The following is a 13,841-nucleotide window of genomic DNA, read 5'->3' on the forward strand; positions in this document are numbered from 1 at the left end:
ATCTATATTCGGTAGACAACATTCAACATTTGCGACCTAGATGTGTTTTTTTGACATTTTAATCATAATTATATTTACTTCTTATAGTATGTATCACAAAATTTGATTGTACTTTATTTCATTTTTCTTTATACTTAACCATAGCTATCACTGCACCAGTATCATAAAATATTTTATCCATATGGAGGCTATTATTTTGCTAGAATCAGAAAAAACATTACGTTGGTATAACGTTGCTTTAATTGCATTCGTTTCCGTTTGGGGACTTGCAAATGTCTTTAACAACTTTGCTAACCAAGGACTCACTGTTATTACATCTTGGATTTTAATCATGATTTTTTACTTTGTTCCTTATACTTTAATTGTTGGTCAATTAGGCTCAACATTTAAAGATGCCAGCGGTGGTGTGTCTTCATGGGTGAAAGAAACTTCAACCAAGAGACTTGCCTACTATGCAGCTTGGACTTATTGGGTCGTACATATTCCTTACCTAGCACAAAAACCACAAGGTATTTTAATTGCCTTTAGTTGGTTATTCAAAGGTAACGGAAATTTCGTTAATGAAACTTCTGCTATGACCGTTTCACTTATGGGCTTAGTCATTTTCATTTTCTTCTTATGGATTGCCTCAAAGGGACTTGCTACTTTAAGTCGAATTGGTAGTGTTGCCGGAACAGCAATGTTCGTTATGTCATTATTATTCATCTTGTTGGCAGTTTCAGCGCCATTCATGACGCATGCTAAAATTCAAACACCTGATATGGGTGCCATTAAATCATATCTACCTAACTTTAACTTCGCCTACTTCACAACGATTTCAATGTTAGTTTTCGCTGTTGGTGGTGCTGAAAAGATTTCTCCCTATGTTAATAAAACAAAAAACTCAGCTAAAGAATTTCCAAAAGGAATGTTAGCATTGGCCGCAATGGTTGCCATCTGTGCTATTTTAGGTTCGTTCGCTATGGGATTCTTATTTAACGGAACTAACATCCCTGATGATTTAATCACAAATGGTCCTTACGAAGGTTTCTTACGTCTTGGTAGTTTCTATCACGTAGGTAATTTATTCATGATTCTATACGCAATTGCCAATGCGATGGCTCAAATTTCAGCGCTTGCTTTCTCAATTGATGCACCATTAAAAATTCTTTTAGGTGATGCTGATCCAAACTTCATTCCTAAAAGCTTGTCAAAACTTAATAAAAAAGGAACTCCCGTTAATGGTTATGCCATGACTGGTGTTTTAGTTAGTATTTTAATTATCATTCCTGCAATCGGGATTGGTAACATGAACGCATTATACAAATGGTTATTGAACCTAAATGCGGTTGTCATGCCTATGCGTTATCTCTGGGTATTCTTCGCTTACATGCTATTAAACAAACAATTGAAGAATTTCAAAGCCGGTTACAAGTTTGTTAAGAATCCTGTCGTTGGTTACATTGTTGGTGCTTGGTGTTTCTTATTCACTGCATTCGCTTGTATCCTAGGAGTTGTTCCTAAATTAAACTACTCAGATAGCCCTTCTAACTACTTGTTCCAATTAACACTTAATATTGTCACACCACTTGTCTTAGTTGCATTAGGTTTAATCCTCCCTGCAATTGCACGTCGCGGTAACAAAAAAGCCCTATAAAATTAATCTTAACTAAAATCTTATATTCACAAATAAACCTTATGCCTAAAAGCATAAGGTTTATTTAATTTTATGGTTTTTAATTTTCATATTAGGTATACTAGAGCAGTTAAATAAAATTTTGGAAGGAATCTATTTGTATGAATATTATTGTTATGTTAAAAGTTATTATTTTGGGAGTTGTCGAAGGAATTACAGAATGGCTTCCTATTAGTTCAACGGGACATATGATTTTAGTTGACGAATTTTTACAACTAAAAGAAAATGCTGCTTTCATGGAAATGTTCTTCGTTGTTATCCAACTGGGCGCTATCCTAGCAGTTTGTGTGTTGTATTTCCATAAATTAAATCCTTTTTCTCCAAAAAAATCGCAATTAGAAAAAAGAGATACGTGGTCTCTATGGAGTAAAGTCATTGTAGCTGTACTTCCAGCTGCTGTGATTGGGTTAGTTGCTGATGACTGGTTAAATGCGAAATTATATAATTTCCCAGTTGTTGCCTTAATGTTAATTATTTATGGTGTTTTATTCATTATTATTGAAAACAAAAAAGCCGATGCTGTTCCTTCTATTACATCATTCAATCAAGTTACTTACAAAACAGCGTTACTAATCGGTGTTTTCCAAGTTCTTGCTTTAATTCCCGGAACATCACGTTCTGGTGCAACTATTTTAGGTGCCATTTTATTAGGGACTTCTCGATTCATTGCTGCTGAATTTTCATTTTTCTTATCAATTCCAGTTATGTTCGGTGCCAGTCTACTCAAATTAGTTAAATACTTCCATAATGGTTATAGCTTTACCGGTGATCAAACAGCCGTCTTATTACTTGGTTGTGTAGTCGCATTCTTAGTTTCAATTGTTGCAATCAAATTCTTGATGGGTTACATCAAGTCGAAAGATTTCAAACCATTTGGTTGGTACCGTATTATTTTAGGTGCCTTGCTACTCGTTTACTATTTCTTCATTAAATAATTAGACAAAAAAACGCCGATAATATCGGCGTTTTTTTATTTAGTTTTCTTGGCTGGTGCTTTTTTCTTAGTAGTTACTTTCTTTACAGCCGGTTTCTTTTTAGCGGGTACCTTTTTGGCCACGGGCTTTTTCTTGGCTGCCGCCTTTACAGTTGTCGTTTTTTTCTTTGTTGTCGCTTTTTTTGTAGCCGTCGTCTTTTTAACTGCTGGTTTCTTTTTAACAGCTGGTTTTTTCTTAGCTGGAGCTTTCTTTTTCTTTTCAACGACAACTGGTTCTTTTTCTTCAATAATAGGTGGATTTTCAAGGAAAGCTATCTTTTCAGCAATCATAGTTGTGCTTGTCATATTATGATCACTGGGGTTTTCTAAATAATTAGTCACAGATGTAATTTCATCGATTCTTAATTTAGATGCGTTCAGAATTGGTGACTCAACAATCAGATAGACATTAACTTCTGCTTCATCTGTTACTTCATTAAAGAAGCTGGGTAACTTTTTATAATATTTGTATGGTAAATTAAGGATATTTGCTTCAAGTGTAAAAATTGCGGTACCTTCAGGATATTCAATCATCAATTGAACTTCTACAAGCTTACCATCCCGTACATTGTTTTCTAAATCAGCATAACACTTAGCGAATAATTCTGGTACACCAATCGCTTGGACATCTTCTGGTGTGGCAGTATAAAAAATCTTTGTGTACGCCTCTAACTCAATAGCGGACATGAATTGTTCAACGGTCATTTTCATTAGTTATCTATCCTCCGTATTCTCTCTACATAGTCCATAATATCCTAGATGGCAATAATTGCAAAACATAAATAAAAAAAGGATAACTTTTGTTATCCTTTTTCACTAATACTACTTATTTAGTTGGTACATTACTCAAATTCCATTGCACTGAAGCATCATATTCTTCACTTCTAACCTCGCTAGGTTTAACACGCAATAGAATTCCCGTATCTTTTGCCCACGTTTTAGTTATCTGGTTAGGAGATGAGTTCCCACCCGCAATATCTATCGAATGGTCTTTTAAAGGTGTCCCAATATCTGTCGCTTTTTCTTTGTAAATTAATGCATCTTTTAGCACAGTGCCGCTGGCTCCAACAACATCAGTTCCAGTCAGCTTTAAATTCCATGTACCTGGTACCGATGCAACTACCTGTATACTTAATTCTTCTACAGGGCTATAGGTTGTTTCTTCGTTGGGTATTGGAATATCACTTTGTCCAAAATTTAATGCACCCGTTACCGATGCTATTTCTAAAACACCTGGATCATTAACAGTGATAATTTCTTGACCCGTTACTGAATTACCATATTGATCTTCAACACTTACCGTATAAGTATTTTTTCCAACGTTTAACTTATCTGCAGGCAGCACTTCAGCGTAGTCAATGCTACCCAACTTATTGAATAGCATTGATTTATCACTAAAGGCTTTACCATTCAGCATCGTTGTTATCGTAACGTTATCATTTTCCATTAGTGTATCTGTTTTAACGTTACTCGTAACTTTAATCGACTGACCACTATCAATTGTTTTATCAAGCAATCCTGAAAGTGTCATCTTCTGCTTTAATGCCTTAATGGTAAACGTAGCTAGCTGAGATCTTACTATCGTATTTTGACCATTAAATGTACTAATTGGACTTGTTACTTTGGTATCTGTAGCAACAATTTTAGCTGTCCCATTCATACTGATCGTTGCTGTATCATTACTTTTTGATAAGTTTTTATTTAGACTTGATGTAATGACACCATCTTTAGTTGTTGTATCAAATGTTTGCGTTGTTCCATCGGCGTATTTAATGATACCTTCTTTGTCTAACGTCACAGCATTAGGCGTTTTTAACGAAGCAACGATTTTTTTCCAATCTTGCTTTCCATCATTGTATTTCAAAGTTGTTTGAAGATTAAGTTTATCCCCGCTGTTAGCAATTCCTGATGCGGTAATGTCCTTATTGTTCTGGGTAGTATCTGTCACTTTTTGCGTCGCCGTAACAGAAACTAAATCAGATATTTCTTCAAACATCACTAAATTTGTTTCCCAGTTACCGCCTGTTGCGCCCGTAAATCCCCAAGTCACTTGACCATCAGTGCTCGCAAATTTACTTTTATCAATTGGAACTGTCTTTGCAAGACCACCACCTAATACATCACCCGTACCGGGGACTTTATCTCCAATAGTATAGGTCATTGAGCCGGCAGTTGTAGACGTTGATTTATAATCAATTGACACATGCCACCATCTTCCATTAGATAAGTCAGCGACAGCAAGTAGTCCATCATGAGTTAATTTATTATACTTACTTAAAAAACCATTTTGTTCATAAGTAGCCCTTTGATTAGGATAATTGCTTGCCAGATGATTGTCTTGGATAGTGTTTAAATTATCAAATCCGTTACCCTTGCTTGCCTCACTATTTTTATGTGTATCAAATTCTAACGCCCATGAATTTTTAATAGCTGTTCCTGCAACGGTAGATTCTGATCCACCTTTATCAACACCCCAAACACCTAATGATTCGCCTCCACCAGAAATAGCACTGAGACCACGGCTATCATTTTGTAAAACAAAAGCCATCCCATCACCAGAATTAGCACCCTGATTACCGAAATACATCCACATTGACATTTTATTATTTTTATTAAGATTAAATTTATTGTTTGCTGTAGACCAGGCAGATCCCACTTGGTTAGTTGCATCCGTAATTTTTATAATTGATTTATCTGCGTTATCTGCTGTTTCAGAAACAACATTACCACTAGCATCGAATGTTACAATTTTTGCATTATTTTGTGTTCCTGTTGTTCCAGGTGTCAAAAGTCCATTTGATACTAATGCGTCTGGTGCCGATGCCACTGCGTTAGAATAATCATCAGCATTAACACCTGTAGAGCTAAGCCCTAATGTCACTAACACACCTGTAAAAAGTACAGCTTTCAGCCGTAATATTGTCATAATCCTATCTCCCCCCGGACATTTGAATTTAACCGACAATTAAGTTTATTATTAATTATTTGGTACATTCGTTAGCGTCCAATCTAATTCAGAACTATAGGTTTCAGCTACTTTAATTTCACTTGGTTCAACATCCAATACAATTCCAGAATCTGCTGACCAACTTTTTTCAACCGTAGTTGCTTGACCTACTCCTGTAGACACTATTGTACCATACGTTGGAGAAAGCGGTAACGTGTTTTCCTGATTTGAATTACGAAACCCAATAGTTGAATGCTTTAAAGTACTTTTATCACTTGCTGCAGTTAGTGGTCCTGCAGTCACAGACAATGTCCAGTTTTTAGCTGCTGACGTTTCTAACTTAAGCATATAGCTTGAAGCACGGTTTAAAATACTTCTTTTCGCTGGTATTTTATTATTAAAATTAATTGAATCATCTGATGAAATACTCAACAATCCTACGACAACAGAGATTGTTTGGTTATTAGAAATGTTTCCTTCAGAATCAACCGAATAAATAGTTAACTCGTGCGTTCCAATGGCAAACTTAGTTGTATCTAGTGCTACACTATGATCTTGTGTCGAACCTGGTTTAGTATTTGTATATTTTTCTAATTCAACAGGTGTTCCAGTACTTCCTTCTTTATAGTACGTTGTTAACGCTGCACTATTATCAGCTACTTGGAAAATCAATGTATATGGCGCTACAACGGTTCCTTTATTATCATTTAAAGTTAAAACGGGTTTAATATTAATTTTTTGTGTATATTTTTGCGTCGTATTACCATCTGGATCTGTTACTTGAACATTATAAGAATATTCGCCAGTGGTTAGTTTGTCCTTTGGAATCGTTACGTTAAATGTACCATCCGTTGCGACATCACCCTTAATAGGTGTTGTATCCTCATTAAGTGTCACACTGGCCGTTGTTCCTTTAGCAAAAGTTCCACCTAAACTAGATTTTACCGTTCCACTAATCGTCGCATCCGTTCCATAATTAATATCAATATCTTTAAGGCCATCAATCGTTAAGGCTGTTTTTGGTGATGCTTTAATCGTATAGCTAATAGGATTAGAATCAATCATTGCATTGCTTCCGATGAATTGACCTGCTGAAACAGTCACTGGTGTATCCACTTCAACTGGCATTACTTCACCGATAAATGAAATATGTGAACTTTGTCCAGGTGTAGATAATTCAGGTATTTGCGCGCCGGATAACCCAGCAGGGTCACTTCCATAGATATTACTAGGAAATTTTCCTGTACCAAAATCGTTAGGTATTTCATACCCAGTCCATTTTATATTATTAGCCGGGTATTTTAAATATCCACCTATGCCTGTCCACGATTGTTTTCCACTATCGTAAGTTACGGTAGTGTTGAATTTTACTTTATCTCCAGCTTTTACTTCTCCATTAGCCGAGACATCCTTGTTATTTTGTGTAATATCCGTCATAGTTTGTACCGCAGTCGCATTAACAAGACCTGGTACAGTTTCAAACATAACTAAGTTATTTTCAAAAGAGTCACCCGTTGACCCTGTAAATCCCCAACGGATTTTACCCGTTGTAGAATTAAATTTCGATTTATCAATTGGAACACTTGCCGTCTGCCCTGTCTGACTTGTATCTTCAGTAGGATCCAAGTCTTCTGTTCCTGAAATTGGTTTTTTATCATCAATCGTATATGTCATTGACCCAGCACTCGCACTCACTGATTTATAATCAATTGTCACATGATGCCATGCCCGATTTGATAAGAACCCATTATAATTAATAAGGCCTAAATGATTTAGTTTAACTGAAGAAGAGATTGTATGATTATCCGTGTATGTTGCCTCAACAGCTGGATACCCACTACCAATATGGTTAGGTGCTAAACTAGGATCTAAATCAAATCCGTTTCCTGAACTATTACCATTATTCAAATGAGTATCAAATTCTAGCGCCCAACTATTTTGAATAGCGCCTCTAGCAGTATTATTGGGGGATCCCGTACCCACTGAATCGTCTCCCCAAACACCTAACGTTTCACCTGCTTTAGTTGCAATAGCAGCATTTCCTTTTGCATCATTTTGAAAAACAAGTGCCATCCCATCCCCAGCAGTATTCGTTTTGCTACCAAAATAAATCCACATAGAAGCTTTACTACTTGTATTAATATCAAATGAATTTTCGTCTGTTGACCAAATTGCTGCTTTTTGATTCTTAGCATCCGTAATTTTAACCATCGTTTTAGCAGCCAGATTAGTCGAATTAGGATCTTTATTGGTATCGGTTAATTCGACCATACCACTAGTTGCTACTACTCCAGCACCAGTACCCGTCTGGAATAAATTTGTCATTAAAATTGCTCGAGGTGCTGATGCTTTTGCAGAATCATAATCCGCATCTGCCTTGATACTTGTTACATTAACTAAAAAGAATAACCCAAAAGTTAGTAGTGTTAATTTTAATTTATTATTAATTTTCATGTTGGCCCCCACCTATTTTCCCCAAAGTTCATCTATAATAACTAATATGATAGCATGATACAGACAAAAAAAAACATCAAAAATAGAGGGTACCCCCACACTTTTTGATGTTATTTAAAAAATAAATGATTTTATTATTAATCTAAATTATCATTCATAAACTTAACGACTTTTTTAGTATATAATTCTGGATCCTTACTGAACGCTTTTCCGTGACCTGCGCCCTTCACAATCCACAATTCCTTCGTACCTGCTGAGGCTTTGTAGTTGTCATAAACCATTGCGCTAGGAACGAAATCATCCTTGTCGCCATGAATGAATAATGTTGGTAATTTATTTTTCTTTAATTGTTTAACAGAGTCAGCTTCTGCAAAAGAGTAGCCCGCACGTAACTGAGTTACCCAACTAGAAGTTGTTATTAATGGTTCTTTTGGTAAATTGAATTGGAGTTTCAATTGATAAGCTAACAAATCTTCAACATTTGTATAACCACAATCTTCAACAATTGCTTTAACTTGAGTTGGTAACTTTTCACCACTCATCATCATGACAGTAGCACCACCCATGCTAACTCCAAACAAGCCAATCTTTTGATCTGTTCCCTTTTCGGCAATTAATTTTTTGGTCCATTTAATGTAATCTAAGCGATCTTTCCATCCGAAACCAATATAATCGCCCTGACTTTTACCTTGGCCTCGATCATCTGGCGCTAAAACGTTATAGCCATTATCATGAAATAATTTTATATATGAAGCCATACTTTCTTTATTTTCCATGTAACCATGTGCCACAACAACTGTTTTTAAAGATTTAGTTGCCGCCGGTACATAGTCAGCAACTAATTTTAAATTTTCACCTGCTGATGTTTCTGTCCAGTTTTCTTTTTTAGTACTGGCCAACCATTTTTTTGCTTCAATTGTTCGCTTTGGTGTTCCTTTTGATGTTCCCGTTAATGTTTTTTCTGTATTTTGAATGGCATAGTGATAGAGATAGAAACTACCCCCTGTAATTGCAACCGCTAATAACACTAAAATACTGACAATCCAAATTATAATTTTCTTTTTCATTCAAAGAAACTCCTTTATCGTTTATGCCATTAACGTATTATAGCATTGTTTATTTTATAATTCACGTTTTAATTTAAAAAAATAACCACATTAGTTGGATAAACTAGTGTGGTTACTAAATAAATAACGGTTTATTTAATTTCTTTAACTTCTTTTAATACGTTTTGCATTACTTTTGCTTTTGTTTGTGCCTTGAAAATTGTTGTTGCTTGTTCTGCAATCTTAGCTTGATCAGCTTTCGAGATTGATGCATCTTTCATCATAGCATTTGTGACAGCTGCTTTAACAAAAGTAGCACCATCCGCAGCAAGTTTAGCTTTTCCTGCCTTTGTATTCATTTTAGCTGCTTCTACTTTAGCAATTTTAGGCATGGCCTTAGCTTGCTTAACCGTTAATGTTGTCCAACTCTTTTTAACGTAGAATGTATGCGTACGTTTTACTAAAGTTTTATCGTTATTAGCGATACCAAACATTAATCGATACCCATTACCTTTATAAGTCCAACGGGTTTCTTTAGTAACTAATTTGTTACTCTTAGCATTTTCAACAATCTTGCTAGTTGTATCGTCTGTCTTAGTTGCCTTTGTTTTCTTTTGTGATGCCGTATTTTTATAAATAACGACTTTTTCAGATCCATCTGTACCGATAGGCTGATATAGTAACATGTCCATCTCTTTAGAACTAGAAGCTAATTGTTCTGTCTTAGTTGTCGTTACTTTTTCCATTCCATAATGTGCACTGTAGTTAGCAACAATTAAGCCACCTGTAAGAATAATACAAAGTGCAAAAATGCCACCTAAAATGTAGCTCAGTACATTATTACGGATGAGGTTCCACGTAAGGAAGAATAAAATAATTGAAAGAATTAATAATAAAATAATCATTATTTATTACCTCCATTTTTTAAAACTTGTTGTTTTGATTTTAAGAAGAATGAAAATCCGAGCCCAACCACACAGAAAACGACTGCGATGATAAAGGCAGCATGATAACCACTTAATGTCGCATCAATAGCTTTTGTTTTGTAATCTAATGGTGCCGATTTAAGCATTGATTTAGCTGGTAATGCAGCTGTTGTTACATTTGTTAGAACGGAAATCATAACCGCTGTTACGATTGAACTTGCGATTTGACGAGCTGTATTATTAACAGCCGTTCCATGACCCATCAAGTTAGCTGGTAATGCATTCATCCCTGATGTTGTTGTTGGCATCATAACCATTGAAATCCCAAACATACGAACTGCATACATAATTGTGATGTATAAAGTTGGCGTATCTTTTGTTAAGAAAACGAATGGAATTGTACCAAGTGTTAATAAGAACATACCACCAGTTGCCAATTTCTTAGCACCATAAATATCGAATAATCGTCCCGTTATCGGACTCATAATCCCCATCATTAAAGCACCAGCCAATAAGGTTAATCCTGACTCAAATGCGCTATCTCCACGTACAATTTGGAGATACATTGGTAGAATCATTTCAACACCGATCATAGCCATGTTAACAATTGAACTTAAAACGGCTGCAATTGTGTATTCTTGGGAAGCAAAAACACGTAATTCCAAGAAAGGATTTTCCATTGTTAATTGACGCCATATGAATAAACCAATAAAAATAACACCCACAACAAGGAAACTAAGTACTGAGGTACTTCCCCAGCCGTTATCTCCAACTGTTGAGAATCCATAAAGTAAGCCACCAAATCCAATTGTTGATAAAATCAATGATAAGACATCAATTTTAGATTTGTGTGTTTTGATGACCGGTTTCATAAACCAGAAAGAAGCCACAAAAACAATTCCTACTAATGGAATAATCATACCAAAAAGATCACGCCATGAAGCATTATCAATAACCCAACCTGAAAGTGTAGGTCCAATTGCAGGAGCTAGTCCGATAACTAAACCGGCAAGTCCCATTGAAGCACCACGTTTTTCGGGTGGGAAAATTGAAAGCATAATCGTTTGTAATAAAGGCATTGTTACCCCAACACCGACTGCTTGAACTAAGCGAGCTGTTAACAATACCCCAAAATTAGGTGCGATAAATGCTAAAACTGTTCCTAATTCAAAGATACCAATAGCACCTATGTATAACCATTTGGTATTTACACGACTACTTAACCATGCACTAACTGGAATTAAAATCCCGTTGACTAACATAAATCCTGTTGTTAACCATTGAACAGTTGACGTTGTTACGTCAAATTCATCCATTAATGTTGGAAATGCAGTTGCTAAAATTGTTTGATTCAAAACCGTACAAAATGTCCCTACTAATAAAATTGCAATTAGCATGGGGCGATTATATGGTTTACCCTTTGCATCTAATCCATCCATACTTAAAACCTTCTTTTTCTTTAATTTATCTTCGAAGACTAATATAAGACTATCTCGCTTTAATGTCAAGTAAGTTGACAAACGTTTTAATATATATATAATCAGTATAGTAAACATCACAATGAGATTGTTAGATAAATTTTTATTTAGGAGGTATATTCGTTTGGCAGATATGGACGATATTGCAAACATTAAAGATTATGCAAAAAGAATGGCCGTTATTATGAAGAATGATACATTTTCAATCGGAATCGGTGAAATTGCCGAAACAACTGGGCTCACTCAGAGTCAAATTCGTTATTGGGAACAAAAAGGCTTTATTGATTCTATTAATACTAATAAAAATCAGAATAGAAAATATTCTTACCATACCTTATCAATTATTCGATTAATTAAATCTTACTTAGACTCTGGATTTACACTTAAAACAGCTGCCGCTAAAGCAAATGCCCATAAAGAAATGGGTAAAATGGTTCGTCAGATATTTACGGATCGTTTCGTTGGCGTGGAAGAAATCGATGGTTTACCCTGTATTAATCTCGGTTTCTTTGATAAAGAAGAAACTCAAACGTTATACATTGTCATTCATGATGACTCAACTGAAATAAAAGTTGTTCCGGTAAAATAAAGAAGCTTTCAATACTTGTTTGTAGACAAGTATTGAAAGCTTCTTTATTATCATATCTATTTTAGACCCATAATCCCCCATGCAATCATGCCAATGAGTGCAAAAATAATCCAGTAATAGCGAGCTAGGAATTCCCACCCATTATTAATCGGTTTATATTGCCACTCACGCCATCTATGATTTTCGTGCCAATCTTTATCTGATTCATCTTCTTCTATAAATCGTTTAATTCTAGTTTTAAACTCTGACGTTTTTTTCACTGGCATCGCCACCAAAAAGTAATATTTCTACAGGGACGTCTAAAATTTTGGCTACCGATTCAATTTTTCCCAAATCAGGTTCAGCTTCTCCTGTTTCCCATTTTGATACAGCTTGTCTTGATACAAACAATTGATTTGCCAATTCTTCTTGTGACATTTTTTTCTCTTTACGTATTTTAACGAGTTGTTCCGCAAATATAATTTTCATCCCTATAACCTTCTTTCCTCTATTTAACATCTCAAATATTAGCATACAGCAAGGGGTGCAACAGGCAACCGCTAGTTGAAAGGGCCGCAACTAAAAATAGCATGCGGCAAATTAAATTTGCAACACACTATTTGTCTAGATTTAGTTTTGTTTTTTAATCAACTAACCGCTCAGGCATCATATCTTTTAAAAATTCAACAGCACCATCGCTAACCATTAATTTTTCCCGATCATTTTTAGCTAAGGTTCTTTTTATAGTTTCTTCTTGTCCATTCAATAACTTTGATGTCCACTTAGGATCAATTAAGAGTGAACGACCAACGGCTACTAAATCAGCGTTAGCCAAAACACCATTAACATCTTCCCGAGTCCGAACATCTCCTACCCCGATTAATGGAACACGACCATTTATCTTTTCTTGGACATAATCCATTCTTGATTTTTCATTGAAATTTATATTTCTCGAAACACTATTATACTTACCTAATGAGATATGTAGATAATCTAATTTTTTATCAGCAAGTTTATCAATCAAAATCATTGAATCTTCCATACTAATACCTGGCTTTTCATATTCTTCAGGCGAAAAGCGGTAACCAACAATAAAATCTTTTACACCTGATTGATCAACACTCTCAATAACACCATCAACTACATCATTAATGAATTTAAATCGCTTATCAAGCGTGCCACCCCAAGCATCATGACGTCTATTTGAGTGTGGTGAAAAAAATTGTTGTAGTAAATACGTATTCGCACCATGCAGTTCAACGCCATCAAATCCCGCTTTAATTGCTCGTTTTGTTGCTGATTTAAAGGATTCAATCAACTCTAAAATTTCAGTTTCTGACAATGCTTTAGGAATTTCTGCGTCTGGTCTTTCTGCCGCAACAGCACTGGCTGAAACTGGTAATTGTCCTCTAAGTACCGTTGAATTTGTCATACGACCCGCATGGAAAATTTGTAAAATAGCTTTAGTCCCATTCTTTTTGATTGCCGATGCCAATCTCGTTAGCCCGGGAATAAACTTATCATCATAGATGGCAAGTGAGCCTTCCCAACCTTTTCCATTTGCTTGGACACTGGTAGCTGCCGTAATAACAGCCCCAACTTCGCCTGAATGTAGTGCATAATAATCTGATTCATCATGTGTAACAACTTCATCATAGTAGCTCATCTTAACGGTCATTGGCGCCATTAAGATTCTATTTTTCAATTCCAATCCCCGCCTGAATCTAAAGGTATCCGTCATCTTTTTTGTCATCGTTATTCTCCCATTCAGTCG

The 13,841-nt window shown here is 35.5% G+C and carries 12 protein-coding genes; 3 read left to right on the forward strand and 9 right to left on the reverse strand.

Annotation, left to right across the window (positions count from 1 at the left end; genetic code table 11):
* Window positions 1-196: 196 nt before the first annotated feature.
* Both AC1RPW_RS06070 and AC1RPW_RS06075 read left to right on the forward strand, forming a co-directional pair.
* Complete coding sequence (locus AC1RPW_RS06070) at window positions 197-1,636, forward strand: amino acid permease (protein ID WP_481761757.1); 1,440 nt, start codon at window positions 197-199, stop codon at window positions 1,634-1,636.
* Window positions 1,637-1,776: 140 nt separating this feature from the next.
* A complete protein-coding gene (locus tag AC1RPW_RS06075) occupies window positions 1,777-2,610 on the forward strand; it encodes an undecaprenyl-diphosphate phosphatase (RefSeq protein WP_481761758.1) in 834 nt (277 codons plus the stop codon).
* Window positions 2,611-2,645: 35 nt separating this feature from the next.
* Here AC1RPW_RS06075 and AC1RPW_RS06080 read toward each other — a convergent pair whose 3' ends face one another.
* The 6 genes from AC1RPW_RS06080 to AC1RPW_RS06105 all read right to left on the reverse strand — a co-directional run bounded on the left by AC1RPW_RS06080 (window position 2,646) and on the right by AC1RPW_RS06105 (window position 11,460).
* Window positions 2,646-3,359, reverse strand: coding sequence for a hypothetical protein (locus tag AC1RPW_RS06080; RefSeq protein ID WP_481761759.1), 714 nt, complete (start codon window positions 3,357-3,359; stop codon window positions 2,646-2,648).
* 115 nt (window positions 3,360-3,474) lie between these two features.
* Window positions 3,475-5,574: an L-type lectin-domain containing protein gene (locus tag AC1RPW_RS06085; RefSeq protein WP_481761760.1), complete on the reverse strand. Its 2,100-nt coding sequence runs from the start codon at window positions 5,572-5,574 to the stop codon at window positions 3,475-3,477.
* Between the two features lie 51 nt (window positions 5,575-5,625).
* A complete protein-coding gene (locus AC1RPW_RS06090) occupies window positions 5,626-8,049 on the reverse strand; it encodes a hypothetical protein (RefSeq protein WP_481761761.1) in 2,424 nt (807 codons plus the stop codon).
* Between the two features lie 137 nt (window positions 8,050-8,186).
* Window positions 8,187-9,116, reverse strand: a complete 930-nt coding sequence (locus AC1RPW_RS06095; protein WP_481761762.1) for an alpha/beta hydrolase — start codon at window positions 9,114-9,116, stop codon at window positions 8,187-8,189.
* Window positions 9,117-9,247: 131 nt separating this feature from the next.
* Window positions 9,248-10,000 carry a DUF4811 domain-containing protein gene (locus AC1RPW_RS06100; RefSeq protein ID WP_481761763.1) on the reverse strand — a complete coding sequence of 251 codons (753 nt, stop codon included), beginning with the start codon at window positions 9,998-10,000 and terminating at the stop codon, window positions 9,248-9,250.
* Complete coding sequence (locus tag AC1RPW_RS06105; RefSeq protein ID WP_481761764.1) at window positions 10,000-11,460, reverse strand: MDR family MFS transporter; 1,461 nt, start codon at window positions 11,458-11,460, stop codon at window positions 10,000-10,002. The genes AC1RPW_RS06100 and AC1RPW_RS06105 overlap by 1 nt, the downstream gene beginning before the upstream one ends.
* A 172-nt stretch (window positions 11,461-11,632) precedes the next feature.
* Between AC1RPW_RS06105 and AC1RPW_RS06110 the strand changes: the two genes are divergently transcribed.
* Window positions 11,633-12,088: a MerR family transcriptional regulator gene (locus tag AC1RPW_RS06110; RefSeq protein WP_481761805.1), complete on the forward strand. Its 456-nt coding sequence runs from the start codon at window positions 11,633-11,635 to the stop codon at window positions 12,086-12,088.
* A 56-nt stretch (window positions 12,089-12,144) separates the two neighbouring features.
* Here AC1RPW_RS06110 and AC1RPW_RS06115 read toward each other — a convergent pair whose 3' ends face one another.
* The 3 genes from AC1RPW_RS06115 to AC1RPW_RS06125 form a co-directional block, all read right to left on the reverse strand.
* On the reverse strand, window positions 12,145-12,348 hold the full coding sequence (locus AC1RPW_RS06115; protein ID WP_481761765.1) for a hypothetical protein: 204 nt from the start codon (window positions 12,346-12,348) through the stop codon (window positions 12,145-12,147).
* The gene (locus AC1RPW_RS06120; RefSeq protein ID WP_481761766.1) at window positions 12,326-12,556 is read right to left on the reverse strand and encodes a helix-turn-helix domain-containing protein; all 231 of its coding nucleotides are present in this window, start codon (window positions 12,554-12,556) and stop codon (window positions 12,326-12,328) included. The genes AC1RPW_RS06115 and AC1RPW_RS06120 overlap by 23 nt, the downstream gene beginning before the upstream one ends.
* Before the next feature lie 154 nt (window positions 12,557-12,710).
* On the reverse strand, window positions 12,711-13,820 hold the full coding sequence (locus AC1RPW_RS06125; RefSeq protein WP_481761767.1) for an NADH-dependent flavin oxidoreductase: 1,110 nt from the start codon (window positions 13,818-13,820) through the stop codon (window positions 12,711-12,713).
* Between the last annotated feature and the right edge of the window lie 21 nt (window positions 13,821-13,841).

This window comes from Dellaglioa sp. CoH-55-MRSF-8, from assembly GCF_056782195.1.